Raw genomic sequence first — 20,138 nt, forward strand, 5'->3', positions numbered from 1 at the left:
CACGCCTGCGGGACGGCGACCGGTTTGGGCCGGTCGGAGGGTGACTGCTAACGTGGACAGCTGTGCCTCGTGGCTCTCACGAGCGGCGTGGCTCACCTGGAAGATCCAACGAACCTGAAAAGGCTCTATTCGTGGCGAACATCAAGTCCCAGATCAAGCGGAACAAGACCAACGAGAAGGCGCGCCTGCGCAACAAGGCCGTCAAGTCGTCGCTCAAGACCGCGATCCGCAAGGCCCGCGAGGCCGTCGTTGCCGGTGACGTCGAGAAGGCCACCACGGCCGTCCGCGACGCCTCCCGTCAGCTCGACAAGGCTGTCTCGAAGGGTGTCATCCACAAGAACGCCGCCGCCAACAAGAAGTCGGCGCTGGCGTCCAAGGTTGCCTCCCTGCAGGCCTGAGCTTCTTCCCGAAGCTCACTGATGTGACCGCCGGAACGGACTCGACGGGCCCTCTCTCCCGCCCCTGACCGGCACCCCGCGCCGCACACCGAACCTGCGTTCGCCACGCGGGTGCGACGCACCAAGAGCGTGACCCGGAAGCCCCGGGCGCCGATCTCCCCAGATCAGCGCTGCGGGGCTTCCGTGCGTTCGCTTCCAGCCCGTCCGGGGTATTTCCTTCCAGCCCGTCCGGGGTATTTCTGTCCAGCCCGTCCGGGGTATTTCTGTCCAGCCCGTCCGGCGTTTGAGGACGGAACCGGTCACGACAGGGCCCCGCGCCCAGCAGTGAAACGTGAGGGCTACCGCCCCGCCCTCGCAGCCCGCGCCACCGCGACAACGGCCTTCTCCAGGGCGTACTCAGGATCGTCCCCCCCACCCTTCACCCCCGCATCCGCAGCCGCCACGGCCCGCAGGGCCGAGGCCACCCCGTCCGGCGTCCACCCCCGCATCTGCTGCCGCACCCGGTCGATCTTCCACGGCGGCATCCCCAGCTCGCGGGCGAGATCCGCCGGCCGCCCGCCCCGCGCGGAGGACAGCTTCCCGATCGCCCGCACCCCCTGCGCCAGCGCACTGGTGATCAGCACGGGCGCGACCCCGGTCGACAGCGACCACCGCAACGCCTCCAGCGCCTCCGCCGCCCGCCCCTCGACCGCCCGGTCGGCGACGGTGAACGACGACGCCTCCGCCCGCCCCGTGTAGTAGCGCCCGACGACCGCCTCGTCGATCGTCCCCTCGACATCCGCGATCAGCTGCGACACCGCACTGGCCAGCTCCCGCAGATCGCTGCCGATGGAGTCGACCAGCGCCTGGCACGCCTCCGGCGTCGCGGACCGCCCGTGGGTCCGGAACTCCGACCGTACGAAGGAGAGCCGCTCGGCCGGCTTGGTGGTCTTCGGGCAGGCGACCTCCCGGGCCCCGGCCTTGCGCGCCGCGTCCAGCAGCCCCTTGCCCTTGGCTCCGCCCGCGTGCAGCAGGACGAGGGTGATCTCCTCGACCGGCGCCCCGAGATACGCCTTGACGTCCTTGACCGTGTCGGCCGCGAGGTCCTGCGCGTTGCGCACGATTACGACCTTGCGCTCGGCGAAGAGCGAGGGGCTGGTGAGCTCGGCGAGCGTGCCGGGCTGCAACTGGTCGGACGCCAGATCACGGACATCCGTATCGGCGTCGGCAGCGCGGGCCGCCGCCACCACCTGCTGCACCGCACGGTCCAGGAGGAGGTCCTCCTGGCCCACGGCGAGGGTGAGGGGGGCGAGCGGATCGTCGGTGGAATTCTTCCTGGTGGCCATCGCGATCCAGCATCCCATGACCCACTGACAGCCCGGCCGCCCCAGGGCGCCGGCCACAGGTGCCCGTACCGGAGAATGTCCGGGTGAGCGATGCGAGACATGTACTGGTGCTGCCCGACCGCGACGCCGCGGAGGAGGTGGCCGGGGAGCTGGCGGACCGTTTCGGGGTCGCCGAGGAACCCCAGCTCGTACGCGACGCCCTGGCCGGCGAGGACGACGCCGAGGACGCCCAGTGGCTGGTGGTCGTGGAGGATCCGGCCGGACGCCTGGACCCGGCCGCGCTCGACGCGTTCGCGGCGGAGTACGAGGGGTGGCTGGAGAAACCGTGACGCCCCGGGCCCGCACGGGGCGAAAGGCCTAGGTCCGGCGGCCGACGCGCACCGCACCGGACGGCGGTTAGCGTGACGGCCATGACCACCACACACCCTCCGCGCAGCCCCGAACAGCGCCTGCGGGACACCCTCGACCGCCTCCGTGACGAGGTGGACGCCTGGGTGGCGACCGCCTCCCCGGACGGCACCCCCTGTCTGGTGCCGCTGTCGTTCGTCTGGCACGGGGGCACCTTGCTGATGGCGACGCGGAGGACCAACCCGACGGCGGTCAACGTGACCCCCACCGGCATGATCAGGGTCACCCTCGGCCCCACCCGTGACGTGGTGCTCATCGAGGGAGAGGCCGAGATCATCGAGGGGACGGACCTCCCCACCGCCTCCGGGGACGCGTTCGCGGCGAAGCTCACATGGGACCCGCGGAAGAACTCCCCGTGGGTGTACCTGCGCATCACTCCGCACACCGTCCGGGCCTGGCGGGAGGTGAACGAGCTGGCCGACCGCGACCTGATGCGCGCCGGTACCTGGCTGGTCCCGCCCTCCTCCCTCTCCATCGCAGACCCGTCAGCCCTCCCCTCCTGAACGGCCCACCGCCCGCAGCTCCTTGCCCGCCCCCGTCACCGCGATGGCGCCGTCGGTGTCGGTCCGCAGGACCCGCGCCCCGGCGGCCCTGAGCGCCTCGACCGTACGGGGTGCCGGGTGGCCGTACGGGTTGTCCGCGCCGCAGGAGATGAGCGCCAGCCTCGGCCGTACGCCGTCCAGCAGCCCCGCGTCCTGGAAGCCCGAGCCGTGGTGCCACACCTTCCTTGGAGCACATCAACTCCCCTAGCCTTGACGGCATGAAGACCTCCGCCAGAGATCGAGTTCGCCGCGTCGGGATCTACGTCCGCATCTCAGATGACCGCGAGGGCGGGGGACTTGGCGTCAAGCGCCAGGAGGACGACTGCCGACTCCTCGCCGCCTCCCTCGGCTGGAAGGTCGTGGAGGTGTACGTCGACAACGACGTGACGGCCGCCGACCGCCGGAAGAAGCGCAAGGACTACCTGCGGATGCTGGCCGACATCGAGTCGGGCCACATCGACGCCATCGTGTCCTGGCACCCAGACCGCGTGTACCGCCAGCCCGCAGAGCTGGAGGACCTGATCATCATCGTGGAGGAGCACAAGACCGAAATCGCGACCGTCAAGGCGGGCGACCTCGATCTGAGCACCCCCACGGGCCGGCTCGTCGCCAGGATGCTCGGGGCCATCGCGAAGTACGAGGTCGAGCACAAGCAGGAGCGCATCCTCCGCAAGATCCAGGAGCTGGTCGAGGCCGGGAAGATCCACAACTCCGGCCACCGGCCCTTCGGTTACACCCGGCTCTTCGACGGCGAGGGCTCACGCCGGAAGATCCTGGGCGAGATCCTCAACGAGAAGGAGGCCGCCCACATCAAGAAGTGGGCCCGCCGCGTCCAGGAGGGCGAGAAGCTCGGAACCCTGGTGGCCGAGGCCAACGAGGCGGGTATCAAGACGTCCACCGGCGGGGCCTGGTCGTACCAGGCCATGCGGTTCCTGCTGATGTCCGGCCGGATCTCGGGCCGCAAGGAGCACAAGGGCGAGATCTACGGTCAGGCCGTCTGGCCGAAGATCATCGAGCCCGAGGACAGCGACTCGATCCGGGCTCTCCTCGCGGAGCGGTCCGAGGAGTTCAAGGCGGAGTTCGGGGAGCGCGACACCCCGGCCCTGAAGTACCCGCTCTCCGGCCTCGTGAAGTGCACGTGCAAGGTCCGGCATGTCGTGGGCGAGCCCTGCTCCTGCAAGGAGGAAGGGAAGAAGCACCACCGGATGAGCACCGGGCAGCGCGGGGACAAGGACATGCCCATCTATACGTGCAAGAAGGACGGGGGCGGGTGCGGTGGCCGGACCATCCAGATCCCCGACCTGGAACCGCTGATGGAGAAGCTCCTCTTCAAGCGCCTGGAGGAGGTCGAGGCGGCGGCAGGTGAAGACCCGGACGACCCCCGCCCCGCGCTGGAGGCCAAGCTCGCCCGCTGGGAGAAGCGGAAGAAGGAGCTGGGGGACGAACTCCTGGACGGCGACCGCCCGGCCAGGGAGATCCGGGAGGCGATCGACACCCTGAACGGCCGGATGGCCTGGGCCCGTCAGGAGATCGCCCAGTACGCGGTGAAGGCCAACCTCCACGAGATCAGCGCGGCCGAGCTGCGGGAGGCGTGGAAGGACTACTCCGTCGCCCGGAAGCAGTCGACGTACCGGGGCCTGATCAGGGAGATCCTGATCCACCCCGCGACCCGGCCCTTCAACGTCTGGAGCCCGGACCGGGTCGAGGTCTTCTGGAAATGATCACGACTGGCCGCCCCGCCACCCATCAGGCGAAAGGAAGTCTCTGGGATCACCTCCGACAGAGATCTCGTTGACCCTGACTCCAGGGATGTGAAGCCCTTCAAGCGGCTGGTCGTCCGGGTGGTGGAACACGCTGCGGTGGGCGTTCAACACGAGCTGCTGGTTGAACGTCTGGGCAATCTCGGCACTCGCCGTAAGCTCACGGTCTGGCCCAGGAACGTTCTGAATCACGAGTCCCACACGGCGGTCCAGAGGAACCAGAAACATCTGAGCTGTCGCGAGACCGACACCGTCGTCCTCGGATCCAGCTCTCGGGACTAGCACCACAGGGCAGTCCGCCGTGAGCAGTGCTTGATCCTGAATTCGGCAGATCCACCAAGCGCAGGCGTAGAAGTGGCCAGCCGCTTTAGGGCCCAGATCGCTGATGAGCTTCAAGTGCCTGTTCGGGTGCTGCTTTACCTTGTACGAGTCGAAGTCCGTGAGCCTCGCCCAGCTCTCGTCGACCTCCTCTGCGGTCGGAGGTCTCCCCAGCCGCTCCGTGAGCACTTGGCGGATGCGCGGTTTGCCATTGACCGCCACACTCAGCTTGAGCATGAAGTCCGCGACCTCGTCACCGCCCTGCCGAATGGCCGGAACCCTTACGTACTGAAGCGCCACCCACGCCGCGAGAGCGGCGCGATGCTCAGAGGGCAAGGGCCAGCGGCCCTCGTCGGCGACTTCCCGGATCGCCTGGATACCATCGTTTTCGATCAGCCCGAACGCATCTTCCGCAGCATCCGACCACTGGCCGGCCGCGGTTTCCATCAAGTAGAAGTCCCGGATCACGGTGGACCGTTTGATGGGCTCGCGCTTACAGACGCCGTCCTCAAGCCGAAGACGGGACACCTGCATGTGCTCCCCGGCGAAACGTTCTAGGTAGGACCTGGGCACGGTGTGATTGTTCCGCTTGAGGCCCTTCTTGGTGCTTCCCATGATCACGCCGGAGCCTTGCGCCACGGCGCGGCCGGGTCGGCCAGAGTGTCGAGGATCAGCTCACACCAGGTCACGGCTGCATTGACGGTCAGGCGGGCGTGACGAACCCCCAACCCTGACGGAGCACTCACCTGCCCGTGACCACTTCCGAAGCCCTGGTTGCGCAGCTCCGCGACGCCCACGGCGATGTTGACCGAGCCGGAGAGGATCTTCTTCACGGCCTTGCTCCCGTCCGGCCCTTCGGGAGCGGATGCGGCGTCGAGCTTCAGCGCCTTCTGGACGGTGCTGATCAGGGCGGGTAGTGCCGCGTTCTTGTCGACCTCGATGCTCAGCTCCTGGAGGGCCGTCTTTGCCGTCGCCTCGATGAGCTGCTTGGCTGCGCCGATGGCCCCCTGGGGGTCGGTCGTCAGGTCGCGCCGGATACGTTCCAGCTCGATCGTGATGCCGGAGGCGTCGCTCAGTTTGCTGAGGTCTCGGGCCAGGACAGGCGGGTTGGACCACGAGATCCGCCCCTCTTTGTCGAGCGCGAACCCGTCGCGCTCCAAGCGCACTCGGATGTCCTCCAGCCACTTATCAGGCGTTGCGGAGGACTCCTTCCTCCACTCGTACGTGACCTCGTCGTACTTCCGAATGAAGTCCTCGAAGACCAGAAGCACTCGCCGAATATGGTTTGGGTCGGACCAGTCCACGCCCTCCGCGTAGAGCATGAACTCGGATCGCCGCTGGCCGGAATCCTGGTACTTCAGCTCATCCGGCGGGATGGGTGCGAACCCGTGGTCCTCCCACAGCTCGGACACGATCCGGAGGGTCAGGCTCGTAGCGAGTGAGCGGATGGCGTTGCGGACTGCTGGACTCACCAGCTCCCGGCGTGCGGTGACGGTCATGGTCTGAAGATACGAGCAGCTCCTGACATCGTCATGGCCTTTTGCGACAAAGGTTCTCAACTCAGCACTGTGCGGCCCGGGTAAGGTCCGCCTTCACCCGGCGGAGCATCTGGGTCTGGAGCATGGTCAGCGGGGGTGCGGTGGCCATCTGCCGCTCCATCCAGGCGGCCTCCTTGGCGTCCCTCTCAGCCCAACGGAGCTGGTGAGTCACCAGGTTGCCGACGAGCTTCCGCATCGCGGGAGAACGCAGGGGGCGGCCGTTGACGACGGGCCCGTACGAGACCTTCCGGAAGCCGCCGGGGGCCTCCGGGTCGATCAGCCGCAGCCGGCCCGTCACGACTGCTCCTCCACCTTCAGCCAGCGGTCCGGGTGCTGCTCGGCCTCTCGGGCCTTCAGGTCCTCCACCTGGGCCTGGGTGAGGTCCGCGACGATGTACACGCCTCCCCGACTCGGGGTGTACTCCTGCTCGTTGGAGAAGGCGTGGACCGTGTACAGCGTCTCGGCCATCAGACGCTCCCGCCCTGCCACGCGGTGCGGCTGTCGAAGCTCAGGCCCTCTCGGCCCTCGTACCGGTCCCGGGTGGCCTGGAAGACCTCCTGGGCCCGCTCCGGGTCGTAGGAGACGAGCTGCATCCCCTGCGTCGGCGCGTACGCCCAGACGACTCCCCAGTGGCCGCTGTCGAGCGCGAGGAGACCGACCCGGTCACCGCCTCCGGCCTGGAACTGGGCCTTGCATTCCCACTCCATCAGAGCCTCCCGTCCACGTCGGAGACGTCCGGCTCGTATTCCACCGCGAGGTCCGCCATGGCCTGCTCCGCCATCGAGCCGGGCGGGATGAACGGGCACGGGTTGGGGCAGGCGTACCGCCCGTCTTCGCACGCGATGCAGTCAGCCATGAGGCCCCCAAGAATTTAAAATCTCGTACCGCCAGAAACGACGCGAGGCCCGCTCCGGAGATGAGTCCAGAGCGGGCCTTGCGGGGGTCAACACTACAGGGTTTCTTGATAGAGCAGGGATTCTCCAAGGATTCCCGGAGAGGGTCAGGAATTTAAAATCCCGACTCGTGCGCCTCCCTGGAGAACGTCTCGATCTGAAGGCCCTTCGCGTACTCCCAGCGGACCGGATCGGTAGTGCCGAGGGCGAGCATCCGGGCCGCCTCCTTGCTGCCCTGGGCCCGGAGGCCCCGAGCCCTCTCAGCGGCCTTCTGGAAGCCCTTCAGGGTCACGGTGAAGCCGTCGCCCGACTCCACCAACCCGTGACGTTCCAGGGCCCCCTGCCGGGCTTCCCAGGTCATCGGACCTTGGACTCCTTAGAACGGTTGCTGGTCACAGGCTCGGCCTAGCTCGCAATCCGCTTCCACTCGGGTGGGAAGTCGGGGTGATCGACGTACGACGCGAGGAGTGTGAACGCCACGGGACTACGCAGCGTCAATGGAATGCCGTTGATGCTGCCCACGAGCGCCCTCTCCAACAAGGGGCGGGGCTTGTCCTCGATGTCCCACGGAACCGTCAGCACCCAGTCCAGGAGCCTGCGCTTCGTCTCCACGTCGGCGAGAGCACGATCTCGCACGCGGATCACGTCTTCGTTCTTGCTGGACTTCAACGCGAGGGCGGCTCTTTCATCCTCCCGAAACCGGGCTCGCAGGAACACCACCATGGCGTCGTCGACTGTCCCCATCTCTCCCCCTTGCCACCAGACTCTGAGAGGTCATCATCCATCAGCGGGACCACGCGATGACGCGCTTCCGCATCTCCGCCAGAGTCTCCTTGGAGGCCACCGCGGTCTCCAAGGATTCCTGAGCCGGCCGCCTCAGATTGTCGGCCTCGGCAACCTGGGCGACCAAGACCTTCGGGGTGCTCGGCACCGGTCCGACCTCCGCCTCCTGCGCCTTCAGGTGCTCGTACAGGGCCATCTCGTCCCCGGCCTCCACGAGGGCCCTCCAGACCCCGTCAGCGTCCGCCGGGAGCGGGTTGGCCTCCAGGTACGCGTCCCGCTTCGGGGAGGCCGAGGAGAGGCGATGCGCGAGGTATCCGGCCGGGGTGCCACGGCGGGCCGAGGTCGCCTGCACCTCCCGGTCCCGAGCGGCCCTCTGGTCGCGGATCTGGTGCCGGGTGAAGCGGTCGTCCCAGTACTCACCGTCCGGGCGGACCACCGAGGCCCAGCGGATCTCGTACACGAACGAGCGGCCCTGGCGGACCTTGTGGACCAGGAGGCAGTTCACCTTGGCCATGCGGGCCAGGAGGTCCCGGACGCTCTTCTGGGCCACGCCCAGCAGCTCGGCGATGTCCTGAGACGAGAGGACCACGTCCTCCAGCCCGGAGAGGATCGCGAGGTGCCAGGCTCTGCGGCCCAGGGCGAAGCCGGGCCCCTCACCGTGGACTTCGGCCCAGACGTCCAGCGAGGGGTCCAGGGCCCGCAGCACGGTGGCCGTCTGCTTCGTGCCGTTCAGCGTGTCCAGGGTCGAGAGGGTCTCCAGCCCCCTGCCCAGGACCTTCCGAGCCCTCTCGCTGATTGCGGCGGTGGTCACCGCATTACCCTCCGGAAGCTCCTCCCTTCCCTCCTTCAGGGCCAGGCCCCCAGGGGGGGAGGAGAGGTAGTTAGGTGGGGTACTGCGGTGACGACCGCCGGTATTCGAGCGGAACCGGATCTCCATGGAGTCGCGCTCCTCGGCGGTGGGCGAAGAGACCCCACGGGTCTTGGTCCAGAGGAACTTGAACTCCGACAGCTCCCGCTCAGCACCGACGGTGTGACGGACAGCCTGGTCCCCCATTCCGGACCACCGGGCGAGACCACGAGTGCCGCTGACGTACGGGCGGGTGGTGACGGTCCAGGCGAGGGCGAGTTCCATGAGCGCCTCGGAGTGGCCCACCGAGCGGGCGGCCATCTCTACGAGGTGCGCGGGGTTCACTGCGTCAAGGTCGACGTGACCCGAGGGGCCCGGACCGCTAGAATTCGGGGACAAGCTCACGTGGTGCTCCGGTCTCTTGGTGGTGACGGAGTGCCGGTCTCGAAGGTCTTGACCCCTTCCAGACCAACCAGGAATTTAAATTCCTCTGACGCTGCCCCCGGTTCCCGCCGGGGGCTTCGTCGTGTCTGGACACAGGATAAGCACGCGGATACCACATTGGCGAACCTCCGAATTACCCCAACAATCCTTGGCACCTAGCATTGTTGGAGTAATTCAGCAGAGAATCCATAACGCCTCAGAGTTGTTTATCGCCGCTTCTCGGTGATACATTTCTTCTGTCGCCACCGGCGACAACATGACTCCACCGGAGGTTCCCCGCACGGGGATTCCCTCCGTGCGTGTTGAGTCATCGAGGAGCGCTACGTGAGCGCGATCCACTTCCCCAGCATCTTCCGGGCGGTCCAGGAAATCTTCCCGGACACCGTCCTCCGCACCGGCTTCAGCACCGAGCACAAGACCGCGTTCATCGCGGCGGCCGACCTCCGCCAGGGGCTCGGCTACAAGGCGACCACCCAGCGGTTCGTGGATGGTCTCCGTGAGGCGCAGGGAAGGGGTACCACTCAGGGTGGTACCCCTCTGTACCTCGGCGAGGAGCTGGTCCCCACCGCCGGTGGCCCTCAGCGCATGACCGTCCTGTACAAGCGGGGCGTCTTCCACCTCCTGATGCGCTCGGACCTCCCGAAGGCCGCCGAGTACCGGGACAAGGTCTTCGACCTCGTGGAGCAGGTCGAGCGCGAGGGCTTCGTGGTCAACGCGAGCGCCCCGGTCGAGCAGCTCCAGACCATGAAGGTCCGGGCCCAGGAGACGATCGACGAGCTGCTGGAGGCCCGCCTCCAGGAGCGCAAGGACTACCGCACGATCATCCGGGCGGTCCGTGACGCCGGTGGGTATGACCGGGACTTCGCGGACGTCCAGAACATGATCTACCTGGGGCTGTTCGGCATGACGGCCCAGACCGTCCGGGAGCGTCAGCCGCAGGTCAGCGGGGAGCGCTACAAGCGGGACTTCCGGGGCAAGAAGGCCGGGGAGCTGCGGCCGTCGAAGTCCGCCAAGGACTTCCTGACGAAGGAGCAGCTCAAGACCCTGGACGACGGTGTCCTGTACATCACGTCCCTGCTGGCCCTGCGCCACTCCGACGGCCTGATGACGCTGGACGACATCAAGGGCGCGGCCCTGGACTTCGGTGCCGAGATGCGCACCCAGCGGGCCCGCCGTGCCGGTCAGGGCGTGACCGCGTGAACGCCGAGCAGCTCCGTGAGGTCGTCACGGACACCGAACTCTCCCCCTACGCCCGGCTGATCTGGGTCCACCTGAACACCGCCGCCGAGCCGCAGAACAGCAACTCCCTGGTGGAGGAGCTGGGCTTCAGCCGGGCGACCGTCTCCCGGTCCGTCGGCGCCCTCCGGGGCCTTGGCCTGGTCCGCAGGCACAACGGCGTCTGGCGGCCGGAGACGGGGCGGCGACCGTCATGGACCTGATCGTCGGCTACGGGCCCGAGCAGTTCCAGGACGTCACCGTCCACCAGGGCGCACCCGGCGAGCCGGCCGTCATCGAGACGGTCACCGTCCGCCCGATCCGGGTCTACGACAAGCGCCCCGACGGCTCCCTGGAGGAGCTGTTCGGCGAGGCCAAGACCGCAGCTCTGAACGCCTTCTGGGCCGATGTCGAGCGCTTCAACCAGCAGGAGAACCCGAAGTGAGCACGCCCACCGTGACCCTGAACGACCTGATCGCCACCCAGCTCTCCGAGATCGCCGAGGACGTCTGGAAGGACCACAGCGTCCTCCGCATCACCGGGGACAACGGCCGCATGATCCAGCCCGGGGAGGTCGCCGTCATGGAGCGGTGGCGCTGCGAGGTGGACCACGGCTTCGGCCTCTGCGGCCAGCCGCTCTTGACCACCGAGCAGGCCGCCCTGGTGGTCGTGGGGCGCTCCTGGGACTTCGCCCTGGAGAAGCCCGCCCACGAGCCCGTGTGGGTCCGTGAGCTGACCGCCGAGGGCCTGGAGGAGACGGCCCTCTTCCACCTCACCGACGTGACCCGGGAGTTCGAGCAGGTCCGGAAGGCGCGGCTGACATGGACCACCTGAACCACACCCTCGCCCTGCACGTCCTGGCCCTGCTCATCACGCTCGGCCTGATCATCGCGGTGGTTCGCCGCTGGAAGCGGAGCACCCGTTGACCCTCCTCGCTGCCGACTTCTTCGCCGGTGGTGGCGGCTCCTCCTCGGGGATGACCAAGGTCCCCGGGGTTGAGCTGCGTCTCGCCGCGAACCACTGGAGCCTGGCGGTGGAGACCCACCAGCTCCACTTCCCGGACGCCCTCCACGAGTGCGCCGACTTGTCCCAGGTGGACTTCCGCCGGTACCCCCGCGTGGACCTCCTCTGGGCCTCCCCGGAGTGCACGAACCACTCCATCGCCCAGGGCCGCAAGAAGAACCAGGAGGACCAGATCCCCGACTGGGAGGGCAACGTCCTCCCGCTGGAGGCCGGAGCCCGCTCCAGGGCCACAGCCTGGGACGTTCCCCGGTACCTGGAGGAGATGATCCGCCGGGGCAAGCCCGTCCTCGGCGGGGTCGTGGAGAACGTCGTGGACTTCGCGAAGTGGGTCCTCTTCCCGGCGTGGAAGAAGACCGTGGAGTCCCTCGGCTACGTCCTGCACGTCGCGTTCCTCAACTCGGCCCACGCGCACAGCCGGAGGTCCCTGTGGGCCCCGCAGAGCCGGGACCGGATGTACGTGGGCTTCATCCACAAGTCCGTGGGCCGGAAGCCGAACTGGGAGAAGTGGCTCCGCCCCTTCGCCCGGTGCGTCCAGCACGGCCTGGTGAGGGCCCGGCAGTTCTTCAAGAAGGCCGGGGAGCCCTGGGGCCGCTACCGGGCCCAGTACACGTACCTGTGCCCCGAGCCGGGCTGTGCCCTGGTGACGGAGCCCGTCGCCCTCCCGGCGTCCGAGGCGATCGACTGGTCCCTGGAGGGGCAGCGCATCGGTGACCGGAAGCGTCCTCTGGCGGCCAAGACCATGGCCCGGATCGAGGACGGCCTCACCCGGTACGCACGGCCGTTGATGGTCCCCGTGGAGGGCAGGGACGGCAAGGAGGCCCGCCCGGTCGACGAGCCCGGCAGGACCCAGACGACCCGGCGCGAGACGGGCGTCCTGATCCCCTCCGGCTTCATCGCCGAGCTGCGGGGCGGGAACTCCAAGCACCGGGACCTGAAGGACCCGCTGGCCACCGTGTGCGCCTCGGGGAACCATCACGGTCTGGTCCTCCCCGCGATGCTCGTCCCCTCGGGCGGCACGTGGAACGAGACCGCCAAGCCCCTCACGGAGCCGATGCGGGCCCGGACGACCCGGGAGAACGAGGGCCTCTTGGTCCCGTACTACGGCCAGAGCCGTACGCGGACGACCGGGGAGCCCGTCGGAACCCTGACGACCGTCGACCGGTATGCCCTCGTCCAGGCCCAGATCGAGGTCGAGGACTGCCTCTTCCGGATGCTCCAGCCCTCGGAGATCGGCAGGGCCATGAGCTTCGAGCCGGACCACACGGTCCTCGGCACGAAGCGAGAGCAGACCCGGATGCTCGGCAACGCCGTCACCCCCAACGCCGCCGAGGTCCTCGTGAGCGCGCTCACCGAAGCCATCACGGGCGAGGACCTCGAACCGTGCGCGGCCTGACTCTCCTCGCTGACGCCCTGAACGAGTGCCCCGAGGAGCCGATGGCCCTCGGGGTGCTACTCGGCCTCACGGCTGGTGAGCCGGCCGTCTTGGCCAAGACCCCTGCGATCCCCGAAGGAGCAACCCGGGGCGAGTACGCCGCCCTGCTCCGCCTGAACCTGATGGGAGTGACCCCGTGAACATCTACGAGTGCTTCGTCTGCGGTGACCCGCAGGAGTCCAAGACGTGCGACCGGTGTCGTGCCGGAATCCGCGGTGACCTCCTCGGGCTCCCGGAGTTGTACGTCCACCTGACGATGTCGCGTCAGCGGGTCCAAGGCGGGGGCAGTGACGGACGGTCCGGGAAGCGTCTCCACGCCCCTCTCCCGGGTCGGGGCGACGTCCTGAACCTCCTGGGTCCGGCAAGCCGTCAGGGCGTCACCGACGCGGAGGACCAGGTGGGCTCCGTGCCCTTCCTGGAGGTCCTCTCCGGCTGGACCGAGGTCGTGACCGAGGAGCGCAACCTGACGCCCGTCAAGAAGCACGTGACGACCCTGACGGCCCGGCTGACGGCCCACCTGCCCTGGATCTGCGAACAGCCCTTCGTGGGCGACTTCGCCGGGGAGCTGAGGGAGCTGGTCCACGAGGTCCAGCGGATCACGATGACGCAGCCCCGACGGGAGTTGCTCAGGGGCGTGACGTGCCCGTCATGCGACGGTCTGACGATGGTCCGGCACTTTCCCGGGGACTGGGCTGCCGAGTGCGCTCTGTGCCCCAGCGTGCGGCTCGACGAACGGGACTATGAGGGTCTCGTGAAGGACCAGGCGCGGCGAGCTGGGGAGAGCGTCAAGTCCTGACGACTTGACGGGGGTTGCCGGTACTGTGACTCCCACAATCGAAGACCGTCCAGTGGGCCCCCGGACCCGACTCTCACATCTGAACCGGGGGCCCCAGACACGAGGAGAGCTAACCTCCCCATGTCCAACGCAGAACTTACCCTGCTGCCCCCTGGGCTGGCAGGGCAGATGCCTGTACGTCCCCGACCGGATGCCCAGCTCGGGCTGACCGTGAGCGCGGCCGTCCTGACGACAGCCCTCACCGCCGTGAGCTTCTGGCTCTCGTTCGAGGCGCTCCACGATCTGGCCGTCGCCCACCGCCTGAAGGGCGAGAGGGCCTGGGCCTGGCCCGCCACCGTCGATCTGTTCATCGTGATCGGTGAACTCCTCATCCTCCGGGCGTCGCTGCTCCGACGCGTCGACCCCTGGGCCATCGTGCTCACGGCGGCGGGCTCGATCGGCTCGATCGTCCTGAACATCGCGTCCGTCAGCGGTGAGAAGACCGTCTTCCTGGACTACGTCGTGGCCGCCGTGCCGCCCGTCGCCGCTCTGCTCGCCTTCGGCGTCCTGATGCGCCAGGTCCACGAGTACCTCGCCTCGCGTCAGCAGGTCCTGACGGCCCCGCCAGTGCCGTCAGCGCCGCCCGTGACGGCCCCGGTGGAGCCGGAAGTCCCGGCCGACGAGGCCCCCGTGGAGGAGCCCGTCGTGACGGAGGAGCCGGAGCCCGTCAAGGAGCCGGAGAAGAACCCGGAGCCCCTGACGCAGCCGCAGCAGATCGACGCGGTGATCCGGGGCCTGTACGACTCCCTTGGCCAGCGTCGCCCCACGACGGCGCTCATGACTGACGCACTGGAGAAGGCCGAACTCCCCTCGTCCGACGCCACCGCCAGGACGGCACGGAAGAGGGTGGAGGCCGCCGAGCCTCACCTCAAGACGCTGCCCTCCGCTCTCGCCGCCTGACGCGAGCCCACACACCCACGGGTGCGCTGTGCTCGCCGACGGCTGGAGCACGCGTGCCTCCATGCCCGGAGGACGCCATGTCCGAGAAGATCCCCGACCCCCCGAACTACCTACCGTACGGCTCTGGTCCGGCCTGGACCGAGCCCGAGATCCACCTCCACTTCACTCCCGAGAGCGAGCCGGCCAGCCGCTGGGACCTCTCCTGGCTCCAGGTCGGCAAGAACCTCGGCGCCATCGCGTGCGCCTGGATCCCGGCGAACATCTGGGCCGCGACCCTCCATGACGTCCAACGCGAGCAGAGCGCCTCCGGAGCCTGGGCCATGGGCGGCTTCGTCCTGGCCGTGGCCGTGATCCGCCTCGTCCAGCGCCAGGGGTTCTTCAACCGCTTCCTGGTCTGGACGGGCGTGCTCGGGCTGTTCCTCGCCCTGCCCGTCTTCACCGCCGTCGTGGACGTCATGACGGGTGGCGGCCGATGAACACTGCCACGACCGCCACGGTCTCCCTGGGAGCCGTCACGATCGGCCTGAGCATCCTGGCGTGGCACCTCGCCCGCTGGTGGAAGACCGGGGGAGGCGGACCGAAGGCGGGCCCGCCCGGAGGGGGCGGAGGAGGCGGACGAGACCCGAAGATCTTGGTTCCGTTCCTTGCGTCAGTGGCCCTCGGGATGCTCTGCGTCACGGCCGCCGGGGGTCTCCTGGGCACCGGAGCCGTCATGCTCCTGGACGCCGGGAACACCCTGGGGAACTGGTCCCTGACGGCCGTCACGGGCACTGCTACGCCAGGCGTCACGAGGTCCGGCCAGAAGGTCCTGAGCCCCGGCGGGTGCGCGGCCTTGGTGATCTACGGCGTCGTGCTGGCCGCCATCTGGAAAAGCGGCGGGAAGGTCTTCCACGGCAAGGTGACGAGCGGCGTCACGTGCGGCGTCATGCTCGGCTTGAGCGCGGGCTTCTCCGGGATCGCCGCCGCTGCCGTCGTCAGCGTCTTCAACGCCCTCGGCGACAAGGTCACGGGGGTCATGTGATGCGGACCTTCTTCGACCGGGTGTACCGGGGGAGCAAAGCCCTCGCCTGGAACATGGCCCGGGGGACCGCCGGGTGGCTCAAGGAGGGCTCCGCCCCGGTGGACTTCCTGATCCGCCTGGTCTTCCTCCTGGGCGGCCTCGCGCTCGTCTGGGGCCTCGTTCAGAGCGCCCCCTTCCTGATGTTCGGCCTCACCGGCTGGTGGGTCGTCGCCGCGTACCGGAAGGGCAAGCCCGAGGAGAAGGCCGCGGTGCCTTCGCCCCAGGAATCCTCGGAGCCGGCCCAGCCGAAAGACGACTCCCCCGAGGTCCTCGCCACGCTCCGGAAGGTCGCCGAGCCCCACGCCCACCTCTCCGCCGTGGCCCAGGCGCTGGGCACCGACACCGCCCACGTCCGGGAGGTCCTTACGAGGGCCGGAGTCCCCATCTCCGACGTGCGGATGAAGGGCCGGGGCGTGAGCACGGGCGTGAAGGCCGCCGACATGCCCCTTCCGAGCCCCTCTCCCAGCCCCTCCCCCGAGGGCCTGGGACCTGTTGTTGTCCCTGGTCACGCCAACAACAACGACACCGAGCTGTCCGTGACCCGCTTCCCGAGCGGGGCCCGGATCATCTCGGTCCCCGACCCGACGAACCCCGCCCGGACCCACGTCAAGGTCATCGGGCCCATCGAGGGCTGAGCACGCCATGAAACGCCTGAAGAACTTCCTCGTCCGCTTCGCGCCCGCCTACTGCGGAAGCTGCGGCTGGTGGGTAGATGCCTGCCCTCACCAGTAGTTCAAGGAGCAGGACTTGACGGGATCAGCCCCATCCGGGCTCGCCCCTCGGCATGATGAGTGGCATGAGACCAGAGACTCTGGCGGGCTTGTTCGGCCTCGGGGGAACTGTCGTGGGTGTCGGCGGCACCCTGTTGGCCGGGTGGATCCAGCAGCGCTCTCAGGAGAGGACGGCACAGCAGGCACGCGCAGAGACCCGTTCGAGCGAGGCAGGTTCCCGTGGCAGGGAGGTGGCGCGCAGCGCCCTCTCGGAGTTGTACGACCTGCGAAGACAGGCCTTGGATTGGAAGGTGGGGATGTCGGAGCAGGAGCGCCAAGAGTGGGTGGAGACCGCCCACGCAAAGGCCGACGAGGCCGAACTGAACGCGGCGCTGATACCGCAAGCGGACATCCTGCGGGTGCGCCTTCGAGACGCTCTCAGTGTGGCTCGGGACTTGCTCTCCGAGGACGCGGACGATGATCACCAGGCGCACCGGGGCGAGTTCGCCGTCGACCACTGCATCGAGCTGCTCTCGGCCTACATGCGTGGTGATCCGGAACTCCCCGAACGCACTCTTCGCGAGGAGCGCGCGATGCTGGAGCGCGAGATGCGCGAGAGTCCCTAGGAGCCCTCTGGGCTTGACGGGATCAGCCCCAAGGGGTCGGTGCTGTCGTCATGATGTCGACATGAACGACTTCCTTGGAAAACTTTGGTCGGTGGAGTTCGGCGCCGCGCTGTTGGGTGCCCTGGCCGGCGGTCTCTTCGCCCTCTTCGGGTCGTGGCTCCAGACTCGGAGTAGCAACAAGGCGGCAGCACTGGCAGCGGCCAAAGCAAACGTCCAGCGCGGCTTCGACACCCTGACCGAGCTCAAAATGCATCTGGAGGCCCAGACCTTCCAGGGCACCGGCAGCGGGGAGACCCGGGCGGCCTGGAACCGAGAGCGCGACACCCTGACCACCAAGGCCAGCAGCGCGATCATGCTGCTGCCGGACAAGTGCAAAGAGACGCGCGGACAGGCCTTGATGCTGGTCCGCATGATCAAGCGCTGGGAGGGACTGCCCGTTTGGCCGGAGTACAAGTTGGAGACCAGCCTCCTGTTGTCCGAAGCGCTGAAGTTCCTTGGGCTGTTCTTCCGGGGCTCAAAGGTCCCGGAGAAGCGGGATATGACCAGCGTCATCGCCAAGGAGATCGAGCACTACAAGCGCCAGGAGGCCCGCCGTGAGCTGGAGTCCCTGGAGAGCGAGGCCGAGCGATCCGGGCTGGACTACGAGGATATGGAACGGGCCAACGAGCTGAAGGAGTTTCTGGGGCTTCCCCACCCGTCGAGCCCGGCAGATGGTGCCCAGAACACCCCTTCGTGACGCCTGTCAGGACCTGATGAGAAGTTGACGGGATCAGCACCATGAGGTTGATCCCGTCGGCATGATGACCATCATGCAACCTGAAGTGCTCTCCGGTCTGATCGGTTTCGGCGGTGCCCTCGTGGGTGGTGCGGCGTCCTTCGGGGGCGTGTGGCTCACCCTGTCCCACCAGAGGAAGCTGGCCCGGGAGGCCCGCCTCGCGGAGATCGGCCAGGAAGCGGCGGACAGGGCACTGAACGAGCTGATCACGCTCGGAGAGTTCCTGGAGTCCGTCAGGGGCGAAGTCGCCACGATGCGCACCGACGAGAGCGCGGAATACCTGGACACCGTGTTCGGTCACATGGAGAGGATCCAGAGGGCCGTGGCTCGCATCCCGGACCGGGAACTCCGCACGCACGTGCGGGATCTCCTGACCGTCATGCGGAAGTACAGGGCCGCCGGTGTACGGCACTTCTTCGCGGTGAGCTGGCTGTCGGAGCTGACGGACGAGCTGACCGAACTCCTGTCGGCCTACATCCGTTCCGACCCTCTCCCGTCCCTTTCCGAGCGGACAGAGTCGAAGCAGCAGCGGGCCATCCAGCACGAGTTGGCCCAGCGGCGACGCTTCGAGCTGATGCAGGACCCCGACCCCGTCAACATCGACCCGCGTGAGGAAAACGCCGACGACGGTCCGGCGTCGTGACGCCCGTCAGTACCGACGCTTGCTTTCCGGAACAACGTTCCGCATAATCGCGATCAGCAGGACCACTGCGTCCTCGTGCAGGCCCCGACTCCTCTTGAGGTACGGGGCCTTTTCGCGTTCCCAGGGAGGCCGTCAGTGGAGGACGAGGTCTGGATGACGGTCAAGGAAGCGGCGCTCTTCACGGGCGTCAGCGTTCAGACGGTCTACTCCTGGATTCGCCGAGGCCACCTGGCGGTCACGGGGCTCGACCACCGGGGCCAGAAGGTCTTCCGTCACCTGGACGTGGCCAGGGCCGAACTTACAACCCGGATCAGGACCAAGCGCCTCGTCCAGGGCCCTCTAGTTCAGTGAAGTCGGCGACGGAACAGCCGTTTCCGACCCGGTGGCCGCCGTCGCACCGTTGAGGCTGACACCGCTCAGGGCCGGAATCTCTGCCTGCGCGAACTTCAGAATGAGTGCAGCCTGAAGCTGAGCTTTGAGTGCCGGGTGCTGGACGTCGTCAAGGAGCGCAACGGCTTGCCGCGCATCACGCTCAGTCGCCATGTCCGCCCGGAGATTCCTGGTCTGGTCCGTCAGATGCTCCAGCGCTTTGTCGGCTCGACGATGAAAGAGCGTCGCTACTACGGACATCACGAGACCTGCCACGCCGGTGACGATCGCGGCGTAGAACTCGCCGGTAGATTCAGCCTTCCAGATCGCAAGGCCAACACCTCCCAGCAGCACAAGACCGCCTAGGACCGAGAAGCTGACACTGGTCACCTGATTGATGCGCGCCTGCGAGAGCCCGTGTGCGTAGTACTTGCGCAGCATCTTCGTGAAGTCTTTTTCGAGCGTCCGTGTACGCGAGTCTCCGCTCGAAGGATCCGACTCCGTCTCCGGCTCCATGTCCAGCTGATCGACCTCCTTCTTGATCGAACGGTCGACGAGCCACGACGAGATACCTGAAACGCCCATGGCGCTCACGGCGGCCAACAGGAGTTGAACGATCTGCATGGCGCTGATGCTGCCAGTGAAGCCGGGGCAACGTCAGCCGTTCTCGAATCCTGACCAGTCACCCGTCACCGCGCGTACGTGAGGGGGTGAGCCGGCCGTGGCCCGGACCTTCTCCGCAGAGGACGCAGAGACCCTGCGTCAGCTCCACGCCGACGGCGTCAGCCGTAACGGGATCGCCCGTCAGATGGGCTGGTCCGTCGGCACCATCACGAACCACGCGCAGCACCTCGGCCTCTCCTTCGACCGCGAGGGCGTCAGGGCCGCCAGTGACGCCCGTCAGGTCGACCTGAAGGACAGGCGCCAGCGCATCCAGGAACAGCTTCTGGACCTCGCGGAGCGGACCATCGGCAGGGCCCAGAGCGCGTACACGCTGACGGGCTTCAGTCACACCGGCGAGATCGTGGCGGAGATCCTCCGAGAGCCTCCGGCCAAGGAGACCAAGGACCTCACCCTGGCCGCCTCCAGCGCCCTCACGAGCGCGCTGAAGCTCGCACAGGTCGACGCGGGAAGCGAGGGCCGTGAGAACGCCCGGGGGCTCTTGCAGACCTTGGGCGATGCCATGACGGCAGCCGCCCGGGACCTGGGGGTCAACGATGCCGACGAGTACGGCTCGTAGCACCGGATTCCTGCTGGAGCGCTTCTCCCCCAAGCAGATCCTGAGCATCACGTT

At 67.9% G+C, this 20,138-nt stretch carries 31 protein-coding genes and 1 pseudogene; 20 read left to right on the top strand and 12 right to left on the bottom strand.

Annotated features, from left to right (window positions below):
• Nucleotides 1–131 precede the first annotated feature (131 nt).
• Nucleotides 132–398 carry a 30S ribosomal protein S20 gene (gene rpsT / locus IF17_RS0107590; RefSeq protein WP_003969243.1) on the top strand — a complete coding sequence of 89 codons (267 nt, stop codon included), beginning with the start codon at nt 132–134 and terminating at the stop codon, nt 396–398.
• Nucleotides 399–736: 338 nt separating this feature from the next.
• Here the strand turns inward: rpsT and holA are convergent, their stop codons facing one another.
• Nucleotides 737–1,723: a DNA polymerase III subunit delta gene (holA, locus tag IF17_RS0107595; protein ID WP_018511533.1), complete on the bottom strand. Its 987-nt coding sequence runs from the start codon at nt 1,721–1,723 to the stop codon at nt 737–739.
• A gap of 83 nt (nt 1,724–1,806) precedes the next feature.
• Between holA and IF17_RS0107600 the strand changes: the two genes are divergently transcribed.
• Both IF17_RS0107600 and IF17_RS0107605 read left to right on the top strand, forming a co-directional pair.
• Complete coding sequence (locus IF17_RS0107600) at nt 1,807–2,052, top strand: hypothetical protein (RefSeq protein WP_030563456.1); 246 nt, start codon at nt 1,807–1,809, stop codon at nt 2,050–2,052.
• Nucleotides 2,053–2,133: 81 nt separating this feature from the next.
• Entirely contained in the window at nt 2,134–2,634 is a 501-nt protein-coding gene (locus IF17_RS0107605) for a pyridoxamine 5'-phosphate oxidase family protein (RefSeq protein WP_051883913.1), read from the top strand.
• Here IF17_RS0107605 and IF17_RS0107610 read toward each other — a convergent pair.
• Nucleotides 2,617–2,856 (bottom strand): annotated as a pseudogene (locus IF17_RS0107610) (ComEC/Rec2 family competence protein); the annotation flags it as partial. The gene IF17_RS0107605 and the pseudogene IF17_RS0107610 sit on opposite strands and share 18 nt — an antisense overlap.
• Nucleotides 2,857–2,891: 35 nt before the next feature.
• Here IF17_RS0107610 and IF17_RS1000000137060 point away from each other — a divergent pair.
• Nucleotides 2,892–4,394: a recombinase family protein gene (locus IF17_RS1000000137060; protein ID WP_051883914.1), complete on the top strand. Its 1,503-nt coding sequence runs from the start codon at nt 2,892–2,894 to the stop codon at nt 4,392–4,394.
• Here the strand turns inward: IF17_RS1000000137060 and IF17_RS0107620 are convergent, their stop codons facing one another.
• The 9 genes from IF17_RS0107620 to IF17_RS0107660 all read right to left on the bottom strand — a co-directional run bounded on the left by IF17_RS0107620 (nt 4,395) and on the right by IF17_RS0107660 (nt 9,157).
• Nucleotides 4,395–5,366 (bottom strand): DUF4238 domain-containing protein, encoded by a 972-nt coding sequence (locus IF17_RS0107620; protein WP_157851130.1) that lies wholly within the window; start codon nt 5,364–5,366, stop codon nt 4,395–4,397. It lies immediately after the preceding gene.
• Between the two features lie 2 nt (nt 5,367–5,368).
• On the bottom strand, nt 5,369–6,250 hold the full coding sequence (locus tag IF17_RS0107625) for an abortive infection family protein (RefSeq protein ID WP_030563467.1): 882 nt from the start codon (nt 6,248–6,250) through the stop codon (nt 5,369–5,371).
• Nucleotides 6,251–6,311: 61 nt separating this feature from the next.
• Nucleotides 6,312–6,587, bottom strand: coding sequence for a hypothetical protein (locus tag IF17_RS0107630; RefSeq protein WP_030563469.1), 276 nt, complete (start codon nt 6,585–6,587; stop codon nt 6,312–6,314).
• Nucleotides 6,584–6,757, bottom strand: a complete 174-nt coding sequence (locus tag IF17_RS1000000138905; RefSeq protein ID WP_157851131.1) for a hypothetical protein — start codon at nt 6,755–6,757, stop codon at nt 6,584–6,586. The genes IF17_RS0107630 and IF17_RS1000000138905 overlap by 4 nt, the downstream gene beginning before the upstream one ends.
• On the bottom strand, nt 6,757–6,996 hold the full coding sequence (locus IF17_RS0107640) for a hypothetical protein (protein WP_030563471.1): 240 nt from the start codon (nt 6,994–6,996) through the stop codon (nt 6,757–6,759). Before IF17_RS0107640 ends, IF17_RS1000000138905 begins: the two co-directional genes overlap by 1 nt.
• Nucleotides 6,996–7,145 carry a hypothetical protein gene (locus IF17_RS1000000138910; protein ID WP_157851132.1) on the bottom strand — a complete coding sequence of 50 codons (150 nt, stop codon included), beginning with the start codon at nt 7,143–7,145 and terminating at the stop codon, nt 6,996–6,998. Before IF17_RS1000000138910 ends, IF17_RS0107640 begins: the two co-directional genes overlap by 1 nt.
• Nucleotides 7,146–7,297: 152 nt before the next feature.
• The gene (locus IF17_RS0107650) at nt 7,298–7,543 is read right to left on the bottom strand and encodes a hypothetical protein (protein WP_030563473.1); all 246 of its coding nucleotides are present in this window, start codon (nt 7,541–7,543) and stop codon (nt 7,298–7,300) included.
• Nucleotides 7,544–7,587: 44 nt separating this feature from the next.
• Entirely contained in the window at nt 7,588–7,926 is a 339-nt protein-coding gene (locus IF17_RS0107655; RefSeq protein WP_051883915.1) for a DUF6221 family protein, read from the bottom strand.
• A gap of 40 nt (nt 7,927–7,966) precedes the next feature.
• Nucleotides 7,967–9,157, bottom strand: coding sequence for a hypothetical protein (locus tag IF17_RS0107660; RefSeq protein WP_157851133.1), 1,191 nt, complete (start codon nt 9,155–9,157; stop codon nt 7,967–7,969).
• Between the two features lie 423 nt (nt 9,158–9,580).
• Here IF17_RS0107660 and IF17_RS0107665 point away from each other — a divergent pair, with 423 nt between their 5' ends.
• From IF17_RS0107665 to IF17_RS0107740, 15 genes are all read left to right on the top strand, one after another.
• Nucleotides 9,581–10,456, top strand: a complete 876-nt coding sequence (locus IF17_RS0107665) for a BRO family protein (RefSeq protein ID WP_030563479.1) — start codon at nt 9,581–9,583, stop codon at nt 10,454–10,456.
• Nucleotides 10,453–10,695, top strand: coding sequence for a sugar-binding transcriptional regulator (locus tag IF17_RS0107670; protein WP_030563481.1), 243 nt, complete (start codon nt 10,453–10,455; stop codon nt 10,693–10,695). The genes IF17_RS0107665 and IF17_RS0107670 overlap by 4 nt, the downstream gene beginning before the upstream one ends.
• Nucleotides 10,686–10,916, top strand: coding sequence for a hypothetical protein (locus IF17_RS0107675; protein WP_030563484.1), 231 nt, complete (start codon nt 10,686–10,688; stop codon nt 10,914–10,916). The genes IF17_RS0107670 and IF17_RS0107675 overlap by 10 nt, the downstream gene beginning before the upstream one ends.
• Nucleotides 10,913–11,305, top strand: coding sequence for a hypothetical protein (locus tag IF17_RS0107680; protein ID WP_030563486.1), 393 nt, complete (start codon nt 10,913–10,915; stop codon nt 11,303–11,305). Before IF17_RS0107675 ends, IF17_RS0107680 begins: the two co-directional genes overlap by 4 nt.
• Before the next feature lie 88 nt (nt 11,306–11,393).
• Complete coding sequence (locus IF17_RS0107690) at nt 11,394–12,887, top strand: DNA cytosine methyltransferase (RefSeq protein ID WP_032771793.1); 1,494 nt, start codon at nt 11,394–11,396, stop codon at nt 12,885–12,887.
• On the top strand, nt 12,875–13,066 hold the full coding sequence (locus IF17_RS0107695; RefSeq protein WP_030563490.1) for a hypothetical protein: 192 nt from the start codon (nt 12,875–12,877) through the stop codon (nt 13,064–13,066). Before IF17_RS0107690 ends, IF17_RS0107695 begins: the two co-directional genes overlap by 13 nt.
• Nucleotides 13,063–13,722 carry a hypothetical protein gene (locus IF17_RS0107700; protein WP_030563492.1) on the top strand — a complete coding sequence of 220 codons (660 nt, stop codon included), beginning with the start codon at nt 13,063–13,065 and terminating at the stop codon, nt 13,720–13,722. The genes IF17_RS0107695 and IF17_RS0107700 overlap by 4 nt, the downstream gene beginning before the upstream one ends.
• Nucleotides 13,723–13,890: 168 nt before the next feature.
• Nucleotides 13,891–14,661, top strand: a complete 771-nt coding sequence (locus tag IF17_RS01000000136195; RefSeq protein WP_063830220.1) for a DUF2637 domain-containing protein — start codon at nt 13,891–13,893, stop codon at nt 14,659–14,661.
• A 77-nt stretch (nt 14,662–14,738) separates the two neighbouring features.
• Entirely contained in the window at nt 14,739–15,137 is a 399-nt protein-coding gene (locus IF17_RS0107710) for a hypothetical protein (RefSeq protein ID WP_030563496.1), read from the top strand.
• Nucleotides 15,134–15,682, top strand: a complete 549-nt coding sequence (locus tag IF17_RS0107715; protein ID WP_030563498.1) for a hypothetical protein — start codon at nt 15,134–15,136, stop codon at nt 15,680–15,682. Before IF17_RS0107710 ends, IF17_RS0107715 begins: the two co-directional genes overlap by 4 nt.
• A complete protein-coding gene (locus tag IF17_RS0107720; protein WP_030563500.1) occupies nt 15,682–16,356 on the top strand; it encodes a hypothetical protein in 675 nt (224 codons plus the stop codon). Before IF17_RS0107715 ends, IF17_RS0107720 begins: the two co-directional genes overlap by 1 nt.
• 161 nt (nt 16,357–16,517) lie before the next feature.
• On the top strand, nt 16,518–17,057 hold the full coding sequence (locus tag IF17_RS0107725) for a hypothetical protein (protein ID WP_157851134.1): 540 nt from the start codon (nt 16,518–16,520) through the stop codon (nt 17,055–17,057).
• Nucleotides 17,058–17,118: 61 nt separating this feature from the next.
• Entirely contained in the window at nt 17,119–17,793 is a 675-nt protein-coding gene (locus IF17_RS0107730) for a hypothetical protein (RefSeq protein WP_030563504.1), read from the top strand.
• 73 nt (nt 17,794–17,866) lie between these two features.
• Nucleotides 17,867–18,475 carry a hypothetical protein gene (locus tag IF17_RS0107735; protein ID WP_244890436.1) on the top strand — a complete coding sequence of 203 codons (609 nt, stop codon included), beginning with the start codon at nt 17,867–17,869 and terminating at the stop codon, nt 18,473–18,475.
• 135 nt (nt 18,476–18,610) lie between these two features.
• Nucleotides 18,611–18,826 (top strand): helix-turn-helix domain-containing protein, encoded by a 216-nt coding sequence (locus IF17_RS0107740; RefSeq protein ID WP_030563508.1) that lies wholly within the window; start codon nt 18,611–18,613, stop codon nt 18,824–18,826.
• On the opposite strand, the gene IF17_RS1000000137065 is transcribed toward IF17_RS0107740, so the two are convergent.
• Nucleotides 18,815–19,468, bottom strand: coding sequence for a TRADD-N-associated membrane domain-containing protein (locus tag IF17_RS1000000137065; protein ID WP_051883917.1), 654 nt, complete (start codon nt 19,466–19,468; stop codon nt 18,815–18,817). The two genes, IF17_RS0107740 and IF17_RS1000000137065, sit on opposite strands and share 12 nt — an antisense overlap.
• Before the next feature lie 97 nt (nt 19,469–19,565).
• Between IF17_RS1000000137065 and IF17_RS1000000137070 the strand changes: the two genes are divergently transcribed.
• Nucleotides 19,566–20,084, top strand: a complete 519-nt coding sequence (locus IF17_RS1000000137070) for a hypothetical protein (RefSeq protein WP_051883918.1) — start codon at nt 19,566–19,568, stop codon at nt 20,082–20,084.
• Nucleotides 20,085–20,138 lie beyond the last annotated feature (54 nt).

This window comes from Streptomyces cyaneofuscatus, from assembly GCF_000718135.1.
GTDB lineage: Bacteria > Actinomycetota > Actinomycetes > Streptomycetales > Streptomycetaceae > Streptomyces > Streptomyces cyaneofuscatus.